This is a genomic window from Adhaeribacter aerolatus (assembly GCF_007991635.1).
Classification (GTDB): Bacteria; Bacteroidota; Bacteroidia; order Cytophagales; family Hymenobacteraceae; genus Adhaeribacter; species Adhaeribacter aerolatus.
The window spans coordinates 18987-38188 of the sequence record NZ_BJYS01000021.1; the positions used below are offsets into that span (position 1 = coordinate 18987).

12 protein-coding genes are annotated in these 19202 nt (G+C 45.1%); 2 read left to right on the forward strand and 10 right to left on the reverse strand.

What is annotated here, in order from left to right; genetic code table 11:
* The first annotated feature begins 367 nt into the window (after positions 1 to 367).
* Both AAE02nite_RS14355 and AAE02nite_RS14360 read left to right on the forward strand, forming a co-directional pair.
* Entirely contained in the window at positions 368 to 3415 is a 3048-nt protein-coding gene (locus AAE02nite_RS14355) for a SusC/RagA family TonB-linked outer membrane protein (RefSeq protein WP_146898635.1), read from the forward strand.
* A 19-nt stretch (positions 3416 to 3434) separates the two neighbouring features.
* On the forward strand, positions 3435 to 4961 hold the full coding sequence (locus tag AAE02nite_RS14360) for a RagB/SusD family nutrient uptake outer membrane protein (RefSeq protein ID WP_146898638.1): 1527 nt from the start codon (positions 3435 to 3437) through the stop codon (positions 4959 to 4961).
* A 534-nt stretch (positions 4962 to 5495) separates the two neighbouring features.
* On the opposite strand, the gene AAE02nite_RS14365 is transcribed toward AAE02nite_RS14360, so the two are convergent.
* The 10 genes from AAE02nite_RS14365 to AAE02nite_RS14410 all read right to left on the reverse strand — a co-directional run bounded on the left by AAE02nite_RS14365 (position 5496) and on the right by AAE02nite_RS14410 (position 19198).
* The gene (locus AAE02nite_RS14365) at positions 5496 to 6896 is read right to left on the reverse strand and encodes a sulfatase family protein (protein ID WP_146898641.1); all 1401 of its coding nucleotides are present in this window, start codon (positions 6894 to 6896) and stop codon (positions 5496 to 5498) included.
* 70 nt (positions 6897 to 6966) lie between these two features.
* Positions 6967 to 8430 carry a sulfatase family protein gene (locus AAE02nite_RS14370; protein WP_146898644.1) on the reverse strand — a complete coding sequence of 488 codons (1464 nt, stop codon included), beginning with the start codon at positions 8428 to 8430 and terminating at the stop codon, positions 6967 to 6969.
* Positions 8431 to 8478: 48 nt separating this feature from the next.
* Positions 8479 to 9957, reverse strand: coding sequence for a RagB/SusD family nutrient uptake outer membrane protein (locus tag AAE02nite_RS14375; RefSeq protein WP_146898647.1), 1479 nt, complete (start codon positions 9955 to 9957; stop codon positions 8479 to 8481).
* Positions 9958 to 10030: 73 nt separating this feature from the next.
* Complete coding sequence (locus tag AAE02nite_RS14380; RefSeq protein ID WP_146898650.1) at positions 10031 to 13471, reverse strand: SusC/RagA family TonB-linked outer membrane protein; 3441 nt, start codon at positions 13469 to 13471, stop codon at positions 10031 to 10033.
* Positions 13472 to 13522: 51 nt separating this feature from the next.
* Positions 13523 to 14542 (reverse strand): FecR family protein, encoded by a 1020-nt coding sequence (locus tag AAE02nite_RS14385; protein ID WP_146898653.1) that lies wholly within the window; start codon positions 14540 to 14542, stop codon positions 13523 to 13525.
* A gap of 182 nt (positions 14543 to 14724) precedes the next feature.
* Positions 14725 to 15327: an RNA polymerase sigma factor gene (locus tag AAE02nite_RS14390; protein ID WP_246151045.1), complete on the reverse strand. Its 603-nt coding sequence runs from the start codon at positions 15325 to 15327 to the stop codon at positions 14725 to 14727.
* Between the two features lie 290 nt (positions 15328 to 15617).
* Positions 15618 to 16526 carry a glycerophosphodiester phosphodiesterase family protein gene (locus AAE02nite_RS14395; RefSeq protein ID WP_246151047.1) on the reverse strand — a complete coding sequence of 303 codons (909 nt, stop codon included), beginning with the start codon at positions 16524 to 16526 and terminating at the stop codon, positions 15618 to 15620.
* Between the two features lie 382 nt (positions 16527 to 16908).
* Positions 16909 to 17838 carry a glycerophosphodiester phosphodiesterase family protein gene (locus AAE02nite_RS14400; RefSeq protein ID WP_246151049.1) on the reverse strand — a complete coding sequence of 310 codons (930 nt, stop codon included), beginning with the start codon at positions 17836 to 17838 and terminating at the stop codon, positions 16909 to 16911.
* A gap of 111 nt (positions 17839 to 17949) precedes the next feature.
* Positions 17950 to 18225: a virulence RhuM family protein gene (locus AAE02nite_RS14405; RefSeq protein WP_146898656.1), complete on the reverse strand. Its 276-nt coding sequence runs from the start codon at positions 18223 to 18225 to the stop codon at positions 17950 to 17952.
* Positions 18226 to 18466: 241 nt separating this feature from the next.
* A complete protein-coding gene (locus AAE02nite_RS14410) occupies positions 18467 to 19198 on the reverse strand; it encodes an MIP/aquaporin family protein (RefSeq protein ID WP_146898659.1) in 732 nt (243 codons plus the stop codon).
* Between the last annotated feature and the right edge of the window lie 4 nt (positions 19199 to 19202).

Below are 19202 nucleotides of genomic sequence, written 5' to 3' on the forward strand. Positions count from 1 at the left end.
TATTAGATTTTAAAGACTTTCTTTTAAGATTAATAGCGAGCATCAGTTGCTATTTCGATTGATTTTTTTGAATACGTTTAAAATATTTATTATATAAGTTAAGAATATTTAAGGTTTTAGGTTGCTGAGTTTAAATTTTATATAATATTTATTTCTCTTTGTTTTGATGTTGATATTAATTTATTTTGAAACGAAATAAAAAGAAACAAAAGTTAATTTTTGGATGCTTAGATGAAAGTGGTTGGAAAGCAAAGACAGGGAGCAAAAGCAAATTCCGGATTTAACAGCTTTAAACCGGCCAGCAGGGGGAAGCTCCAGGAAAGATTTTCTATTACTATATTTTTAACTTCACTACAAATACTAAACTATGCTACACATTTTACTTAAAAAGCAGCGGTATTTATACCTGATGCTGATTACCTGGCACGTGTTATCTGTTGCCCAAGCCCAAAGTCTTACGGTAAAAGGAAAAGTTTCCGGCGAGGCTAACGTAGCTTTGCCGGGTGTAACTGTAATGGTAAAAGGAACCAATATCGGAACTGCTACCGACCCTAGCGGTAATTTTTCACTGAATGTCCCTGCGGAAGCTAATACGCTGGTAGTTTCTTTTATTGGTTATCAGACACAGGAAGTGCCTTTAAATAACCGTACCACCGTAAATATTTCGCTGGTGCCCGATGCCAAAACATTGGAAGAAGTGGTGGTGGTAGGCTACGGTACCCAAAAGAAAAGTAATTTAACGGGTGCGGTTAGTACTATTAATGCCGAAGCTTTGGCTAACCGGCCCATTACGAACTCTACCCAGGCCTTACAAGGCACACCCGGCATTTATGTAAACCAGGCAAGTGGCCGGCCGGGCGCCGATGCTGCTGCTATCCGGATCCGGGGCATTGGCACGCTTAACGATAGTAACCCGTTGGTTTTAGTAGACGGCGTAGAGTTTCCTTTAGGTTCGGTAAATCCGAATGATATTGAAAGTATTACCGTATTAAAAGATGCCGCTTCTGCTGCTATTTATGGCTCGCGCGCCGCTAACGGGGTGGTTCTGGTAACAACTAAAAAAGGCGTTAAAGGTAAATCGCAGGTTAGTTATAATTTTTACCACGGGGTACAAAACCCTACTTTCGTACCCGATGTGGTTTCGAATTCCATTGATTACATGGAAGGTAAAAACCGGGCTTTAACCAACGAAGGTCGACCACTTGAATATACGGCAGCTTTTATAGAGGAGTACCGGAACGGGATAGCAAACGGTGACCCCTATGTTTATGCTAATACCAACTGGTTCGATGTGATGTACCAGGATGCGCAAATTCAGGAACATGCGCTGCGGTTCTCCGGTGGTACCGAAAAAGGCCTTTTCTCGCTATCTTTAGGCTACCTAGATCAGGAAGGCATTTTACTTAATTCCGGGGCTAAAAGATATACCGTTAACACCAATTTATCTTCTGAAATTAAGAAGTGGCTTAAAGTTGGCGGAACCATCAGCGGTACGTTGTGGAATAACCAGGAAAGCTCTTATACCTCTAACGACGAAAATGGCGAAGGCGGTTTAATGGGTTTGCTCTACCGGGGGCTACCCATGCAGGTACCGGTGAATGAAGATGGTTCTTATGCTGACCAATGGTTTCGGGTGCCGGGCCATAACGTATTCCGGAATACCTATGCCTTGGCTTACGAAGGCTATAAGCGGGATGCCGCGTTCCGGGGGCTTTCTAATTTATTTGCCGAAATATCGCTGCCTCATAATCTTACTTATAAAATAACCGGGGCGGTTAACGTGGGTTATAATCTGCGTAAATATGCCAATCCCCAGATTATGCTTAAAAACCCGAAAGATGGCGTTATAACGCCCATGGGTAATGTGCCGGCCCGCATGGTAAGAGAGTTTAGCATCAGTGATTTAAACTTAACCAATTTCCATACGCTGACCTGGAACCAGAAATTTGGTGAAAACGAAGTGTCTGCTTTAGCTGGTTTTAGTATCGAAACCTTTGAAGATAAAAGCTTTAGTGCCGCTATTCAGGGCTTTTTAGATAATCAGTTAACCGAAATTAATGCCGGTTCTTCTTCTCCGGTGGTTAATGGTACTTCTTCCCGATCGGCTTTAATGTCTTACTTCGGCCGGGTTAACTATAATTTTAAAGGAAAATATTTAGCGGAAGCCAATGTGCGTTACGATGGTTCTTCCCGTTTCCGGGTTGGCAATCAATGGGGTTTATTCCCTTCCTTTTCTGCCGGCTGGAATATTAAAGAAGAAGACTTTATGCAAGATATTGGTTTCCTGAATAACCTGAAGTTAAGAGCTTCGTGGGGTAAATTAGGTAACCAGCGCATCGCTTTGTTTTCTTACGTGGCGCCAATTAGTTTCTATCCTTATTCGTTTGGCACCAACGTGGTTAGTGGTGCGGCGCTCAGTGCTGTAGCCGACCCGAATATTTCCTGGGAAACCACTATCATGACTAATATTGGTTTGGATTTTGGCTTCCTGAACAACCGTTTAACCGCCGAGTTGGAATATTTCGACAAAAAGACCGAAGATATTTTATTGCAAATTCCGGTGCCGGGCCAGGTAGGCGATTTAACCGGACCGATTCGTAATATTGGTAGTGTTTCTAATAATGGTATCGAAATTACACTAGGTTTCCGCGATAAAGTGGGTGATTTTAGCTATAATATTGGGGCCAATGCTACTTATGTTAAAAATATAGTTGAGAAAACGAATGTAGCACCTATCTTCTTCGAGCAGACCATTACTACCACCGGTTATCCATTCCGGTCGTTCTACGGGTTACAAGCCGAAGGTATTTTCCAGAACCAGGATGAAATAACAGCCCACGCGAAGCAAGGAACCGGCGCTACGAAACCCGGTGATATAAAATACCGCGATATAAACGGCGACAAAATTATTGATAACGGCGACCGGGTGGTCATTGGCAACAGTGTGCCCAAGTATAACTATAGCTTAAACCTGGGTGCCGCATTTAAAGGCTTCGATTTTAGCGCTATTATTCAGGGGGTGCAGGATGTTGATACGTACGTTAATGGGAATTTGGCTCAGCCTTACCGGAACGGTGCCGGGGTAACCCAAGAATGGTTAACTGATTCCTGGACGCCGGAAAATCCCAATGCCCGTTTACCCCGGTTAACCACCTCCACCGGTTATCCGCAAAACTTCCAGACTTCCAGTTTCTGGATTCAGGATGCTTCTTATCTGCGTCTGAAAAATATCCAGTTAGGTTATACCATTCCGCAGCGCTGGGTACAAATGATAAAAGTGTATGTAAACGCCCAAAATTATTTAACTATTTCGGATTTCAAATTAGGCGATCCGGAACGGAATATTACCCGGGCCGGCCTTATTGAATATCCGAATAATAAAATGATAACGGGTGGTTTAAATATTTCCTTCTAAGTTTTTAAAGAAGTATTTTATGAAAATATATATATTACTAAGTGCACTAACCTTGGGTTTAATAACTGGTTGCAAAGATGTGCTGGACATTAATCCGAGGGACCGGTACGTGCAGGATACCTTTTTCCAGAACCGGGAACAGGTACAAGCTGCTGTTAATGCTACTTATGCCGTGTTGCAAAACGGCGGGTTTTACGGCGGAACTGCCACCATTGCCCGCGAAAACTTATCGCCCAATACCTATTCCTATAATGCGGTTTATAACCTGGTATTAACGGGTAATTTCGATGCCAACACCGCCATATTTAACAGTGCATGGAACGCCAGTTACCGCGGAATTGGCCGGGCCAACAATGTTATCCAGAATATTGATAAGGTTGATATGGATGAAAGCCTGAAGAAGCGTTTTAAAGCCGAGGCCAAGTTCTTGCGGGCCCTGTATTATTTCCCGCTTTGGAATTTATTTGGGGGCGCACCGCTTATTCTGGATGCGCCTAGTTTCGAAACGCAGGCCACCTTGCCCCGCAATTCAGCCGAGGACATTCTAACCCAAATGCTGAAAGATCTGGACGAAGCCGCGGTGGATTTGCCGGTTTCGTATAGTGGCGTTGATAAAGGCAGAGCTACCAAGGGCGCTGCTTTAGCTTTTAAAGCACGCTTTTTATTGTATGCTTCGCGTTGGGCCGAAGCGGCGGCGGCGGCCAAGGCGGTGATGGATTTAAAGGTAGGGGCCAGCCCGGCTTATTCGCTTTTTCCCGATTACCGTGCTTTGTTTTACCTGGAAAATGAAGGCAACGCAGAAGTTATTTTTGATATTCAATATAAATATCCCGAATCAGGCCATGGTTTAGACATTACTTTAGATCAATTTAATACCATTGCCCCAACTCCTGACCTGGTAAATGATTATTATGCGAAAGATGGCTTGCCCATTACGCAATCACCTTTATACAATCCGGCAAAACCCTATGACAATCGCGATCCGCGTTTACAAGCTACGGTTATAGTGCCGGGTAGCCAGTACAAAGGTAAAACCGTAACGGCCACCCAGTACCCCAGAACCGGCTTTGGTCAGAAAAAATATACCATTTACCGCGATACGGAAGTGCCGGCCAGAACACTGCCGGACAACGAATCGGAAATCAATGTTATTTTAATGCGCTACGCCGATGTTTTATTAATGTATGCCGAAGCGCAGAATGAAGCGGTAGGACCAGATATTTCGGTATATAACGCTATTAACGCCGTACGCCGCCGCCCTGGTGTAAATATGCCGGAGGTGCCCGCCGGCTTATCGAAAGACCGGATGCGGTCCGAGATTCGTCATGAACGCCGGATAGAGCTGGCAGGGGAAGGCCTATATTATTATGATGTGCGCCGCTGGGGAATTGCACCTCAGGTTTTAAATGCCGATGTTAAGAATGATAAAGGTCAGCGGGTAGATACCCGTAGTTTTAATCCTGTCAGAGATATGTTATGGCCAATACCTTCTGTTTCTATTCAGGAAAACCCGGCGTTGGAGCAAAACCCTGGTTACGGTAAGTAATTCTTTCGGAATTGCGCAACATGTAAAAAATTTCAGTATCCTGATAATCATTTAATTGCTGTCGCCTTTAAATATACCAGAGTATCAGGTTTCTACTATAGCTCCTAAATAATTAAGGTCGGATGAATGTTATTCATCCGACCTTTTTACTTTATTTTAAGTTATAAATCTAACGTAACAGTAAATTAAAGAACTGCTCTAATACCACCTGGTAAAGGTTTAGAACTGGCGATAACACTATACTCGTCAGGCTAAGCTACTAGCGCTGGCGCAAGTTTAGCAAAGCGCAGCTTGTGGCTACTTATAAGGGCCAGTTTTCAACTGGCAGGAAGTTAAAAACTTCCTTTCATCCGTACACACCAGCTAAAAGCTGGCGCGAGCATATGTAAAATATTCTAATATATTCTTTAGCCGGACGACTATAGTGTTATCACCGTCCATGGCGTCGGATGCTGCCCGAAATGTAAATAGGAAACAACTACAAAATAACATCCTGTTAGCGTACACCTAATGGCTATTATTCAGCCTTCCTAATTAAGCTGCCTGAGCCTTTAAGGTTTTATAACGCTGGCGCAAGGCTTCCAGTTTGGCTTTGTATTTCGGGTCTTTCGCCAGGTTGGTCTTTTCGTGGGGGTCTTTTTTTAGGTCGTACAATTCTTCGTAGCCATGCTCAATAAAATTCATGTATTTCATTTCCCGGCTCACTACGCCTTCTACTTTGGGTAAGCGCGGGCTGCCGAGATAGGTGTGTTCGTAGAAAAAGTCTGTCCGGGCAGGTTTTTTATTGCGGCCGGCGGCTAACTGCATTAAATCTATGCCCTGCATGCCTGCCGGCACCGGAACCTTGGCCAAGCCCAGGAGCGTCGGCGCAACATCTACATTGAGGGCTATGTCAGTTACCACCTTTCTTTTTTCCTGGCTGTTGGCGCGGGGATCATAAACGATCAAGGGCACCCGGATAGATTCTTCGTGACCGTACCACTTTCCTTCCATGCCGTGCTCGCCTAAATAAAATCCGTTATCGCCGATGAAAATAATGATGGTGTTATCGGCTATGCCTAATTTTTCCAGCTTGGCTACCATGTTGCCCATTACCTCATCTACGCCGGTAATCAGGCGGTAATAATTTTTGGTGGTTTCCTGGGCTAATTCGGGCGTCGAAAATAAAGGCTTCCAGCGGACGCGGGCAATATTTTGCTCGTTGCGGAAAAACTCAGGGAAGCTGTTCCAATATTGCGGGGCGGCGGTTTCGGGGGTGGGGATGGTAACATTCTGGTATAAGCTTTTAAAGCGTTCCTGCACAATAAACCGGGGCGGATTACCGTCTTGCTCGTGGGGTGCCTTAAAGCTTACCGATAAGCAAAATGGGCCTTGTTTGCCGAATTTATCCAGAAAGTCCTGAATATCGTTGCCGGATTTATCGGTGTTATGAATAAAATTACCGGCTTCGTCTTTCATTTCATAATCGGGCTGCCCTTTTTCGGTACAACTCCAATAATCAAAATGCTCGTCGGGTTGATTTTTTGACCCTACACCCACTCCATATTTATTGATGAAGCCGATTTTGTACCCGGCATTTTTTAACAACAGCGGGTAGGTCTGCGCGAGTGCTTCAGGGCTGAAAGCAGTCGTAAAATCATTGATCTGGTGCCGGGATAAATATTGCCCGCTTAAGATACTGGCCCGGCTTACCATGCAAATAGCGGTGGTAACATAAGCGTTCTTAAATAGCAAACCCTTATTAGCCAACTTATCCAGGTTGGGGGTTTGAATTATTTTGTTGCCCATGGCTCCCAACGCATCCCACCGGTGATCATCCGTAACAACCACAATAATATTAGGCTGTCCGGCTTTTTTTTCTCCGAAGGCAAAAAAAGGGCTTGAAACCACGAGGCAAAGAAGAATAATGGAAATCCAGTTTCTTAATTTTTTCATACTTATAAACTTAATTTAAAGCTAAAGCTCATCAGGATCTATATTAAATATAATAATATATTGACTCTGTTTACTGCTCCACTATGGGTTTACCTTCATAGTTAATTTTGTGGTAAGGTACCGTTTCGGTTTCATCTACCACGTAATTCCATTTCCGAACATATTCCATGCCGGGCCGGAAATCGTCTTTGCGTTGTTTTAAACTGGCGATTAACAGGTTGTCCAGTTTCTTTTGCGTTTCGGCGTAAGGCGCCTTACCAGCGAGGTTATTTAGTTGAAACGGATCTTTGGTATTATCAAATAACAGCCAGGGACCTTGCAAGTCTTTCACGTAAGTATATTGGGTAGTTACCAAACCCCGGTATTCCCGGCCACCTTTGCCCCGGTGCCATTGCCCGAAAGGCTGCACGCAGGAAATTAACGTATGCGTTACCTTATCTTTTTGCGTACCTTTTAAAACCCGGGAAAAATCGACTCCTTCTACAGAGGCAGGAATCGGAATATTAGATAAGCCTAGTAAAGTAGGCATAATATCGGGGGTATTGAGGAGAATGGGCGATGTTTTGCCGGTGGTACCAAAAGCAGCCGGATAATGCAGCAGGAATGGTACCTTAATACTTTCAGCGTAGGGCTGTTGCTTGTTCCAGGAACCATGCGCGCCTAATAAATCGCCGTGGTCGGCGGTAAAAACCAGGATGGTATTTTTTTCGATACCGGCTGCCCGAATGGTTTGCCATAGTTTGCCAATACTCTCGTCTAGGGCAGTCATGTGGGCATAATATCCTTTCAGGTCTTTTATTACCTTCTCCCGGTGTTCGGCGGGTACATTGGGGTTTAGCTGCAGCTCTTTGTTTTCGTACAGTTTTTTATAAGCTTCCGGCGCGGTTTGGTAAGGATCGTGGGGAGGTCCCATCGAAACAAATAACACAAACGGATTGGTTTTTTTGGCGTGATCCGTAATAAAACGGCTGGCATCGGTAGCCTGGGCAATGGCATCGTAGCCCTCCCAGAAAAGCTGCTGCGGCGAATTGCCGGCGTAGTAAGGCGAGTTGTTATAATTATGGGTACATTCTAAAGCCTTCCAGTATTCAAAACCCTGGCGCCGGTTTTCCGGAATATAACTGGTGCGGCCGTGCCCGTCTATGTGCCATTTTCCGATAAAGCCGGTGGTGTAACCATTTTTTTTATAAACTTTAGCCAGGGTGGTTTTGGCGGTGTCCAGCATCACGTCGTTCATAAATACCCCGGTAGTTAACGGATATTGGCCCGAGAGCAAAGAGGCCCGGTGGGGCGTGCACACCGGCATACCCGATACTGCATTTTTTACATTAATACTCCTGGCCGCCAGTTTATCGAGGTTAGGGGTTAGTACATTTTTATCGCCGGCATAACCGGTGGCCTGCGCCCGCCATTGGTCCACAATAATATAAACAATATTGGGTTTGGCTGGCTGCTGGGCCACGCTGGGGTAAAGCGGCGTGAGATAACTTAAAAATATTCCGAGTACGGCTACAATTACTTTTAATTTATGCATAGTGATAGCTATAAGAGATTGTCAAATCCTGTTTAAATCAGGCTGCTATTAATAGCCTGTATTCTGATCTAATTTATTTACCAGCACTTGTTCTTCCGGTAAGGGCGCCAGTAACATATAAGGCGCCATGGCAAAGGCTGAGGCATACAAAAACGTTTTTTTGGCTTTTTCCCGTGCGCCGTGGGCAGTCATTACCTCCAGGGCTTTGCCGGTGCGTTTCAGGTCATACCAGCGCTGGTTTTCGAAGCAGAATTCTACCTGCCGTTCATTGGCAATTAAGTTTTCCAATTCTGTTTTGTTTAATCCGGTGAGGGCTTTGGTTAAGCCGGCGCGGTTGCGCACTTGCTGCACAAAAGGAATGGCTTCGCCGGTGCGTCCCAGGGCATTGAGGGCTTCGGCATACAATAATAACACATCAGAATACCGCAAAATGGGCAGATTATCGCCGGTCCGGTCGTCAGGGGCAGTTACGGGAGGCTTGTATTTGCCGCAGTACGGAATAGGCCGCACCTGACCATCCCAGTCCTTGCCCGTCCAATATTTTATCGAAACATCTTTGCGTTTATCTCCCGCTTCAAAGGCATTGATCAGGTCGTCGGTGGGTTGGTTCCAGCCGCCGCCTATTAAACTGATGGCGGGGCGGTTGGTAATAGCGCCGGCGGAGGTCCAGGGGGCAAAAAAGAAGATGAACCTATTGGCGAGCTCTACGCTGTTTTCCGAGAACTGAATGGCAAAAATAGTTTCTTTAAAATCTTTGTTCGTGGGGTTAAATACATCGACGTAATTGTTCAGCAGCGAATATTTGCCCGAACTGATGACGGCTTTTAAAGGGGCTTCGGCTTCGGCAAAACGCTGGTTTGTTATGTATACCTTACCCAACAGAGCTAGCGCCGCTGCCTCATTGGCCCGGCCATTTTCTTCTACATCTTTGGCTTTGGCAAACCGGGTAGCGGCTTCTTTTAAATCGGTAATAATTAGCTCATAAACCTGTTCTGCCGCTGATCTTTTAATATCAACTGCCTCTTGCGAAGTAATCGGCTTGGTTACCAGGGGCACGCCGCCAAATTGCCGTACCAGATTAAAATAATACAAGGCGCGTAGAAAATGGGCTTCGGCGGCACTGCGGTCCTGGTAAGTGATTTTAGACCAGGTTACGCCCGGGCGGTCGATTTCGCTGAGTAATTTATTGCAGCGGGTAATGCCGTTGTAAGAAAAATTCCAGAAGTTGGCGTAGGCCACATTGTTCGAGGCCAGGATAAACTGATCGATAACGCCTTTAGAAGCCTCGCCGGTAGCGGTATTGTACTGGAAACTGGCATTGTCCGAGGCCAGTTCGGCCATTACCCAATGCTCTACTTTCTCATAATTCCGCATAGGCACGTAGCAGCCATTGGCCAAAAGAATAAATTCTTTTTCGGACTGGTAAAAATTGCTTTCGTTTAGCGTGGTATCCGGATAGAGTTCCAGGAAATCGTCGGAGCAGGCAGTTAGCGCCAGCAAAGACAGGATATATAGAATCTTTTTCACCTTTGTAAATTTTATCTTTATAAAATATTTATTTTCCGCAGAAAGAAGTTTTCAGATTCAGAGCAGCTACCAATTAAAAAGTAAGGTTAATACCCACCGAGGTGGTGCGGGCTAAGGGATAAGACGTCATATCGAAGCCGGGTGCCAGCGTATTGTTTATATTAACCGATTGCCCTTCGGGATTAGCGCCGCCGTAGCGGGTAAACATGGCCAGGTTTTGGATGGTGGCATACAAGCGGCAATTTTTTACTACCCGGGTATATTCCACCCATTTTTCCGGCAAACTATAACCCAGCGTTACGTTGGCAATGCGCAGGTAAGAGGCATCTTCCACCCACAAATTAGAAACCCGGTGGCCCAGGCTAGGGGTCAGTTTCGGTACGCCGTAATGCATGCCATCGCCGGGTATATCGGGGTTGCGCCAGCGGTTGGCCCATTCTTTATTTACGTTAAAAAATCCCTGCAAATTATCTACGGTTTGGCGCAGCCCGTTCATTACCTGGCCGCCCGATTGCCCGTTTACGACTACTCCCAGGCTTAGCCCTTTGTAAGAAAAGTTGTTGGTAAAGCCAAAGGTAAAATTGGGGTGGGGATTACCAATAATGGTATAATCGAGCAGATCGGTAATAATGCCGTCGCCGTTAATATCGCGGTACTTTACGTTGCCTTCGTAAACCTGGGCGGTTTTAATAATATCCGGGTTGGCCATATCTTCAGGAGTATACAAGCCATCATAAATATAACCAAAGAATTGCCCGATGGGCTTGCCTACCACCGAGATGTGCGTGGGATTGTTATCGTTACTGCCGGCCAGTATGCGGTCGCCGTTATCATTTAAAGAAAGAACCTTGTTGCGGTTAAAAGCCAGGTTAAAATTTGTGGTCCAGGCCAGCGCGCCATCTAAAGGCATACCGCCAATGCCTAATTCCAGGCCCCGGTTCCGGACACTGCCTTTGTTTACCGTTTGGGTATTAAAACCGGTAATGGCCGGTATAATATCATCGAGCAGCATATTCTGGCTTTCCCGGGTATACAAATCCACTACCACCGATAAGCGGCCATCTAACACATCCAAATCTAAACCTGCATCTAACTGCTTCGATTCTTCCCAGGTTAAATTAGGGTTAGGCAAGCCCACGCTGGAGGCTGTTACTTGGGTATTGCCGAAGATGTAAGCGCCCGGTGTAATAGCAGCCAAGTGCGCGTAATTGCCAATATTATTATTACCGCTCTTGCCGTAGCTCGCCCGGAGTTTCAAATTTTCGATAAAGGCGTTATCTTGTAGAAAGCTTTCCTCCGAAATCCGCCAGGCGGCGGCCACCGAAGGAAATAATGCATAGCGGTTGTTTATCCCGAAGCGCGAAGAGCCGTCGGAGCGGAAAGTGGCCGTTAATAAATAGCGTTCGTTGAAGCCGTAATTTACCCGGCCCAGGTAAGATATCATGCTCCATTCGTTGGTGCCCTGGCCCCAGGTTTTAATGCTCTGGGCGGCGTTAATGGTTTGAATTAAATCATTGGCAAACGGGTCGGCATTCAGGTTAATGGAGCTGGCTGAAAGTTTCTGTGTGGTGTAACCCAGCAGCGCCGTTACCTGGTGTTTGCCGAAGGCTTTATCGTACGTAAGGGTGTTTTCCACGAGCCAGTCGAAGCTTTCGCCGCGGTTATTTACGGACCGGCCGGTACCGGCCACGGGCGGTTTATTCGCGGCGCCAACTGTGCTAGGCACATATTGAAAAAATTTAGACGTAGACCAGTTGGTGAATAAAGAGGTTTTGGCTTTAAAATCTTTCCGGATGGTAAACTGAACAAAAGCCGAACCCAGATTCTGGAAGTTAGCCTGTTGCTGCACGGTTTCCTTTAATACAAACAGCGGATTGGCAAAACTCCAGGCCGAGTGGTATTTACTTTGCGGCGAGGTAATATAAGGTTTCAATTGCCCATTTTCGTCGTAAGGGGTGGTAAAAGGATTGGCCCAGATAGCTGTGCCCAACACATCTTCCCGGTTCGTATTGGTGGCGGTGCGGTCCTGTTGGATATAACTGGGTTGTAAAGAGGCGCCCACCAATATGGCCTTCCCAATGTTAGACTCGATGCCCATTTTGCCGCTGAAACGCTCTACCCCGGTGTAGCGCAAGGTACCTTCCTGCTTAAAATAACCTAAACTAAAATTAAGCCGCGAATCTTTGGTGCCCCGCAGTAAGCTGACGTTGTGATCCTGAATGGCAGCAGTTTGCAACAGTAAATCGTACCAGTCGGTACCATTACCGCTAAGGTTATCCAGGTTCTGGTATTCGGCGGGATAATCGGCAACGGTAGCGGTGCGGTTTTCGAGCCGGCGAACTGTTACGTCTATTTTGTCGCGCTGCAGTTCGGCAAATTCCCGGAGGTTAAGCAATTCGGGGCGGCCTTTATGCGGCACCTGCTGCACGCCCTGCATCGACGAAACACTTACTTCGGTACGGTCAGTAGCGCCTTTTTTGGTGGTGATTAAGATAACCCCGTTGGCTCCTCTGGAACCATAAATAGCCGTGGAAGATGCATCTTTCAGCACCGTAACCGATTCAATATCATTTGGGTTTAAAAAGACCAGCGGATTAGTGTTTTGGTTCATCCCCGCCGAATAAGGCATGCCATCTACCACGTATAAAGGTTCGTTACCGGCCCCCAGCGAACCATTACCCCGTATTTTAACCGAAGTGCCGCCACCCGGCGTCCCCGAGAGTTGCTGAATCTGCACCCCCGCTACCTGGCCAATCAGTTTCTGATCAATGGTGGCTACGGGTAAGGTTTTGAGAGTTTTCTGATCTACGGTGGCTACTGCGCCGGTTACATCCTGCGAACGCAGGGTGCCGTAGCCAATTACCACCACCTCATCCAAAGCCTTGGTATCGGCGGCCAGCGAAACATTGATGACCGAACGATTACCAATGGCTACTTCCTGGGCATTAAAACCAATGAAAGAAAATACCAGGGTGCCATTAGCGGCATTTTCCGGAATTTCCAGGCTATAATTGCCCTCGCTATTGGTAACCGTGCCGGTAGTGGTGCCTTTTAAAACCACCGTTACGCCCGGCAGATTGGCACCCCCAACGGCATCTGTTACCTTACCGGTTAAAGTAATATCGGCTAATTTTAAATAATTAATTACCCTGTTTTCCAGGTGGCCATTCAGCGCATTATTTCCCGAAATAATAAAAATACCCGCGGCAATTTTTTTGTATTTCAGGTTTAGCGGCGGAAGCAGCTTATTCAGCAGGTCTTCCACATTTTCGGAATATTTTATTTCCGACTGAATAACTTTTCCTTCCAGAATTTTATCCTCGAACAAAAAGCTGATTTTGTACCGGGCTTTTATTTCGTTTAAAACATGTACCAGTTGTTTAGCCTTTTCGGATTTAGGAGTTGTTTTGAATTCCTGGGCTAAAACTATTTTTTGAGCAGGCGTAGTGTGAGGCAGCAGCAGGAGCTGCAGGCTCAGCCACAATAGGCTGATTTTCTTTAAATAAGTAGTCATTTCTCATTTAATTAAATAATGGTGGATAAAGAGAAGGTTTATTTTTTAAGCTTATTCAGGGGTATTGCTAGCCAGGAAAACCGTATCGCGGGTTTTCGTCACTTTTATATCCATCGATTCGGCGATAGCAGCGAGTAAAATATTTAAATTCAGGCCGGGCAGCTCACCGGTTAGCTGGCGTTGCGCCAAAGCCGGATCTTTAAACTGAACCGACAAGCCGTAAGTATCTTCCAGCATCCGGGCTATTTCGGCCAGCGGGGTTTTATAAAAAACGTACTTTTGCTGGTGCCACGAAGCATACAAGGCCGGATCAACCGTCTGTTTCCGGATAACTGTTTCTCCGGCTTTTATTTCGGCCAAATCGCCGGGTAATAAGCGTAAGCGGCTGGTATCGGTTGGTACAGCAGCATTGGCTACTTTAATCCGGCCTTCGGTAAGCACTACCTGGGCCGCATTGCGACGGGCTTTTAAGTTATACTGCGTACCCGTTACTTCTATATTTATTAATAAGGTATGGGTAATAAAAGGAGCCCCGGGCTTTTTAAAAATTACAAAATAAGCCTCGCCCTGTAACCACACCTCGCGCTTATCCCGATGCTGCCATTCTTTGGGATAGCTCAGTTTGGAATTGGCGTTTAATTTTACCACCGAGCCATCTGGTAAATTAATGGATTTGGTCTGGCCAAAAGCAGTCTGCACGTGTACCATTTCCGGCGGTTGGTTAACTGCATAAATTAACCAGCTGGTTAGCAGCAGCAATGCCACCGCCGCGGCCTGCAACCAAACCCGGTACGGTGCCGGTGTAGGCAATTGACGGGTTACGGTTGACTGCTGGCGGGCAATTGTTATTTGCTGCCAGAGTTGCGCCTGCTCCTGGGCGGAGAGCGCATCTTGCCGGAATTGTAAACGCTGCAAAAAAGACTGGGCCTGGGATATCTCTTCGGCTTTTTCCGGGTGCGCGGTCTGCCAGGATTCCCAAAACGCCTTGGTTTTCGAATCCGGATTACGCACCCATTTAATGAAAGAAGAGTCGAGAATAAAATCTTCGGCTGTAAAGTCGAGATATTCCATAACCTATTGGTGTAGCGAATAACCCAAACCAGGCATTCACTTATAATAAGTCAGGAATAAGTAAAAATGACCCTTCAGAAATTTAAAATTTTATAATATTTATGATAATCAGAATGCTTAGTTGGTTTTGTTGAAAATCTGGTAAGATGGTTTGGCCTGAAATTGAATATTTGCAAAAAAAATTACGCTGACCTTGCTTCGGAAATGAAGAGTAAAACCAATAAGACCTTGATGTTTACCAGGTTATTTTGCAGGTTTTCGATGGCTTTGTAAATCATTTTATATACCGAGCGTTGCTCAATTTGCATGATAGCCGCAATTTCTTCAAAAGAAAGGTTATCGTAAAACCGTAAAAAAATAGCTTCTTTTTGCCGGGCCGGCAATTTTTCTAATTCCTGTAATAATCTTTCGTGTTTTACCGCCGTGGTTTGGTCCAATATTAAAAGCTGCTCTGCCGAGAGCACCACTTCAAAATGATAGTTATCGGGTAAATCGCTGGTAAAATTTCTGGGGTTTAGCTTGCGCATGATTTCGTGGCGCAAGGCTTTAAACAGGTAATATTTAATAGAAGAAGTAGGCGAGAGGTTTTCGCGGGAGCGCCATAAATTCACAAAAACCTCCTGAATGCAATCTTTGGTTAAGTCGCGGTCGTGGGCCAGTTTATAGCCATAATTAAATAAATTAGCGGCATACCGGTTATAAATAGTGGTGTAAGCTGCTTCGCTGCCATTTCGGAATTCCTCCCAGATAAACGATTCGCTATGTGCCTGTTGCAGCTGCTCCACCGGAAATAATTTTTATATTTATTCATTTTAAATATAAGCTTTTTAAAACATTATTGTTCGTAATGTTCTAAAAATTAATCTTTTAGAATTCTCACCTATCCCGGTGGGTACGTCAAGTTGGGGCTGATAAAGGCGGCTGCTATATGATTAGTTATTATCAGCGGGAGCCAGGTTGGGCGTGGCGTAAACGGGCTTAGCTTATTATGCAAATAAAAGCGGGAAGAAAGTGGGTAAAATAAATAAATGCAAACCGGCAATAAAAATATACTGCCGGCTTGCAGTTATTCATTTTATGGCGCAGCCACCAATAAATTCGGGTAATCCGAAATAATGCCGTCTACGCCCAGTGCTTTTAGTTTGGCAATTTCCTCGGCGGTGTTAGCCGTCCACGGCACTACTTTCATGCCCCGGTCGTGTGAATCTTTTACCAGGCTGGGAGTTACCATTTTTAGATTGGGGCTGTAAACTGTTGGCGTAAAACCTAGTTCCTGCAAATTTTCGGCTACCGGTTTATTATTCTGCACCAGAAACGAGGTTCTGACCTGGGGGTATTTTTGATGCAGCACTTGGAGCGTCCGCAAATCGAAAGATTGAATAATTACCCAGGGCGTAATCTTTTTTTCCTGGATAACCCCCATCAGCAGGTTTACAAAATTTTCCGGGTCGGGGTGCAGCCGATTATCGCCGGCTGGTTTAGATTTGGTTTCGATGTTGTAAAAAACCGGCGGCTTGTTTTTCGCTTTCAGGTAAGTTTGCACTGAATCAATTACTTCGGCCAGCCGCGGAATATAGGTTTTCAGCTTTTGCTGTTGCGGAAAGCCCGTATGAAATTTCGAACCTACATCGAACCGGCGAACTTCGGCGTAATCCATTTGATAAAGGGCCATGTTTTCGGCCTCTTCTTTACTAATTTCTTTACCCTCGGGACTGAGCATAAACAAGTGGTTTATATAATCGTCGTGAGCCAATACTACTTCTTTGTCGCGGGTAATGTGGGCATCCATTTCGAGGGTAGTAACGCCCAGGTCAATGGCTTTGCGCATGGCCGGAATGGTATTTTCGGGCATCAAGCCGCGGGCGCCCCGGTGGCCTTCGGTACTGAACTGGGGCAGGGGAGATTGATGCTTAGAGGCACTGGGGCCGCTTTTGCAAGCGGCCATAAATAAAATAATCAGGCCAAGACTTACTATTTTGTACATGTTGTAAATTCTGAGTTGGGTTAAAGGTAACCTGAGTTAACCTTGAGATAGAATACCGAAATAAAGTTTCTAAATTTTTGAGAGGAAAAAACCGGTTTCTACCTGCTAATACTTGTTGAAAATTATTAATAGAGAATGAGTTAAATACCTAAACTGCTGCTACCCTAAAGTGAAAATATTAAGGTTAAAGAAATCCATATTTGTCATTCAGGAGGAACCTATTTGGCGGATTCAATGGCTTTAGCTACCTGATAATTTGATAAAATATTAGTTTGCCTTTTATTTTATTCCAACCTCTCAATCTAAATTCCCCAGAGCTACTGGCCTTGAATCAGTTAAATAGGTTCCTCCTGAATGACAAAAGAATCTAATACAAAAAAATCTAATAATTTAACTGGCTGAAATAATTGGGGTAATCGGTAATAATGCCATCTACGCCCAAAGCCTGCAGGGTTTTCATTTCGGCTAAGTCGTTTACCGTCCAGGGTACGCACTTGATGCCGCGGGCATGGCATTTTTGAACTAGTTCGGCGGTTACCAGTTTGTAATGCGGGCTGTAAATGTGCGGCTGAAACCCGATTTGCTCCAGGTTCTGCTCAAACGTCATTTCTTTTTTATCGGTCAGGAAGCCAATAATTACCTCCGGGTAACTGCGGTGTACTTCCTGAATTTGCCGGATATCGAAAGACTGAATGTAAAAACGGCTGTTGGGTAATTTGCGGCTGTTTACTACTTCCATTACCTTTCTTACCAGGGTAGCCGGCTCCGGCTGGTAAACCCCGTCGTACTGCGGATTAGCTTTTATTTCGATGTTGTAAATAACCGGCTTTAATTTTTTAGCCGCTGTATAATTATCCACCGAATCGATTAACTCACCGAGCAACGGCATGTAGGTTTTTAATTTCTGCTGTTGTGGAAAAGCCGGGTAGGGTTTAGAACCCACGTCGAACTGCCGGATGTCGGCGTAATTCATCTGGTGCAGCACGTATTTTTTGGCCTCTTCCTTCGGAATCTCTTCGCCGGTCGGCAGCAGCATATAATTTGGGTTCACATACGGGTCGTGGGTGATTACTACCTGCTGGTCTTTAGTAATGTAAACATCAACTTCCAGAATATTAGCCCCGGCATCTACAGCTTTGTACATACCCGGAATAGTGTTCTCGGGCATTAAGCCCCGGGCGCCCCGGTGGCCTTCTTTGTAAAAATCAGGAAAGCTTTTTTGCATAACTACGGCCGGCGATTGGGTTTTACAACCAGTATTTATAAGCAGAAATAAACAAGCTACAAGTAATGTAAGGCAATATTTTTTCATAATATTTTTAGGAACGGGGATTACACAGGTATGAATTTAATTTTGCTAATTTTTAGGTTAAGCGATTGATGAACCTTCTTTATATAGAAAGTTCCGTCTAACAGTCCGTGGCTATGCGGCTGCATTGCTAGAAACTTCCCTGTCGCCTTCTTTTTGAACTTGGCGGAATTCTCGCCAAGTTGATTCCTTGTCAAGTTCTCCTTCAGCATAGATATTCTTAATGTGTTCACCAATTGTTCTTCTAGATTTTCCAAATAAATCCACAATCTGCTGTTCTGTAGCCCAAACAGTAACGTGTTCACTATCAAGAATAACTTGAAATTCAGTGTTACCATTTTCAGGCTTGAAAATAACTAATTTATCATTTCTAATTTCTGGAATATTCATCCCTTAAAATTATAGCTTCTTAGATTAAGCCAACAACTGGGTATACAAAATACATTCTGTATAGCTATCGAAAATTAAATGATAACCGGAACTGGACTAACGAATTTACTATGTATAAATGAAGTATAGAAGAAGAGAAAGAATATTTCATTCTTTCTCTCCCTTTTAGGTGCCAATAAATGCTCCTGCAAAATATTCGTTTAAGTTTGGCTTGCCGCAACGTCAACCTGTGTAATATCCGTTAAGCTCTTAACATTAGATACAGCACCGCTGCCATACCGGCACCTAAAATGGGACCAAAAATGGGTACCCAGGCGTATTGCCAATCGCTGTGGCATTTATTTTTAATCGGGATAAGTGTATGCACGAGTCTTGGACCTATATCGCGGGCCGGGTTAATGGCGTAACCGGTTGTGCCACCCAGCGACAAGCCAATGGCCCAGACAATAAACGTAACTGGTAACGCTCCCAGCGAACCCATGCCAATTGGGGTTTTTTGGTCGCCCATTTCGGGGGTAGTAACATAATAAATAGCAAAAATAAGCACGAAGGTGCCTACCATCTCGCTGAATAAATTGGCATACGGGTGGCGAATGGCCGGACTGGTACAAAAAACCGCCAACTGCAACGAGGAGTCATCGGTAGTATCGAAATGTGGCTTATATAACAACCAAACAATGAGCCCCCCCAGAATGGCACCGCCCATTTGGGCCAATATAAATAATGGTACCTGAGCCCACTCAAATTTCCCGGTAAAGGCCAAACCCAGGGTAACGGCCGGGTTTAAATGAGCACCACTGTAAGGTCCGGCAATAACCACCCCGGCAAAAACCGCTAGAGCCCAGCCGGTGGTAATAACCATCCAGCCGGCATTATTGCCTTTGGTGCCTTTGAGTACCACATTCGCGACCACCCCATTACCTAATAATACTAAAATAAACGTTCCTATAAATTCGGCTGTAAATGCGGACATGTCT

What these genes read in the sequence shown, in the direction of transcription:
- AAE02nite_RS14395 (WP_246151047.1), bottom strand. Translation starts at nt 16,526, where the DNA reads ATGTACAAAATAGTAAGTCTTGGCCTGATTATTTTATTTATGGCCGCT.
- AAE02nite_RS14400 (WP_246151049.1), bottom strand. Translation starts at nt 17,838, where the DNA reads ATGAAAAAATATTGCCTTACATTACTTGTAGCTTGTTTATTTCTGCTT.
- AAE02nite_RS14385 (WP_146898653.1), bottom strand. Translation starts at nt 14,542, where the DNA reads ATGGAATATCTCGACTTTACAGCCGAAGATTTTATTCTCGACTCTTCT.
- AAE02nite_RS14370 (WP_146898644.1), bottom strand. Translation starts at nt 8,430, where the DNA reads ATGCATAAATTAAAAGTAATTGTAGCCGTACTCGGAATATTTTTAAGT.
- AAE02nite_RS14410 (WP_146898659.1), bottom strand. Translation starts at nt 19,198, where the DNA reads ATGTCCGCATTTACAGCCGAATTTATAGGAACGTTTATTTTAGTATTA.
- AAE02nite_RS14360 (WP_146898638.1), top strand. Translation starts at nt 3,435, where the DNA reads ATGAAAATATATATATTACTAAGTGCACTAACCTTGGGTTTAATAACT.
- AAE02nite_RS14380 (WP_146898650.1), bottom strand. Translation starts at nt 13,471, where the DNA reads ATGACTACTTATTTAAAGAAAATCAGCCTATTGTGGCTGAGCCTGCAG.
- AAE02nite_RS14405 (WP_146898656.1), bottom strand. Translation starts at nt 18,225, where the DNA reads ATGAATATTCCAGAAATTAGAAATGATAAATTAGTTATTTTCAAGCCT.
- AAE02nite_RS14355 (WP_146898635.1), top strand. Translation starts at nt 368, where the DNA reads ATGCTACACATTTTACTTAAAAAGCAGCGGTATTTATACCTGATGCTG.
- AAE02nite_RS14365 (WP_146898641.1), bottom strand. Translation starts at nt 6,896, where the DNA reads ATGAAAAAATTAAGAAACTGGATTTCCATTATTCTTCTTTGCCTCGTG.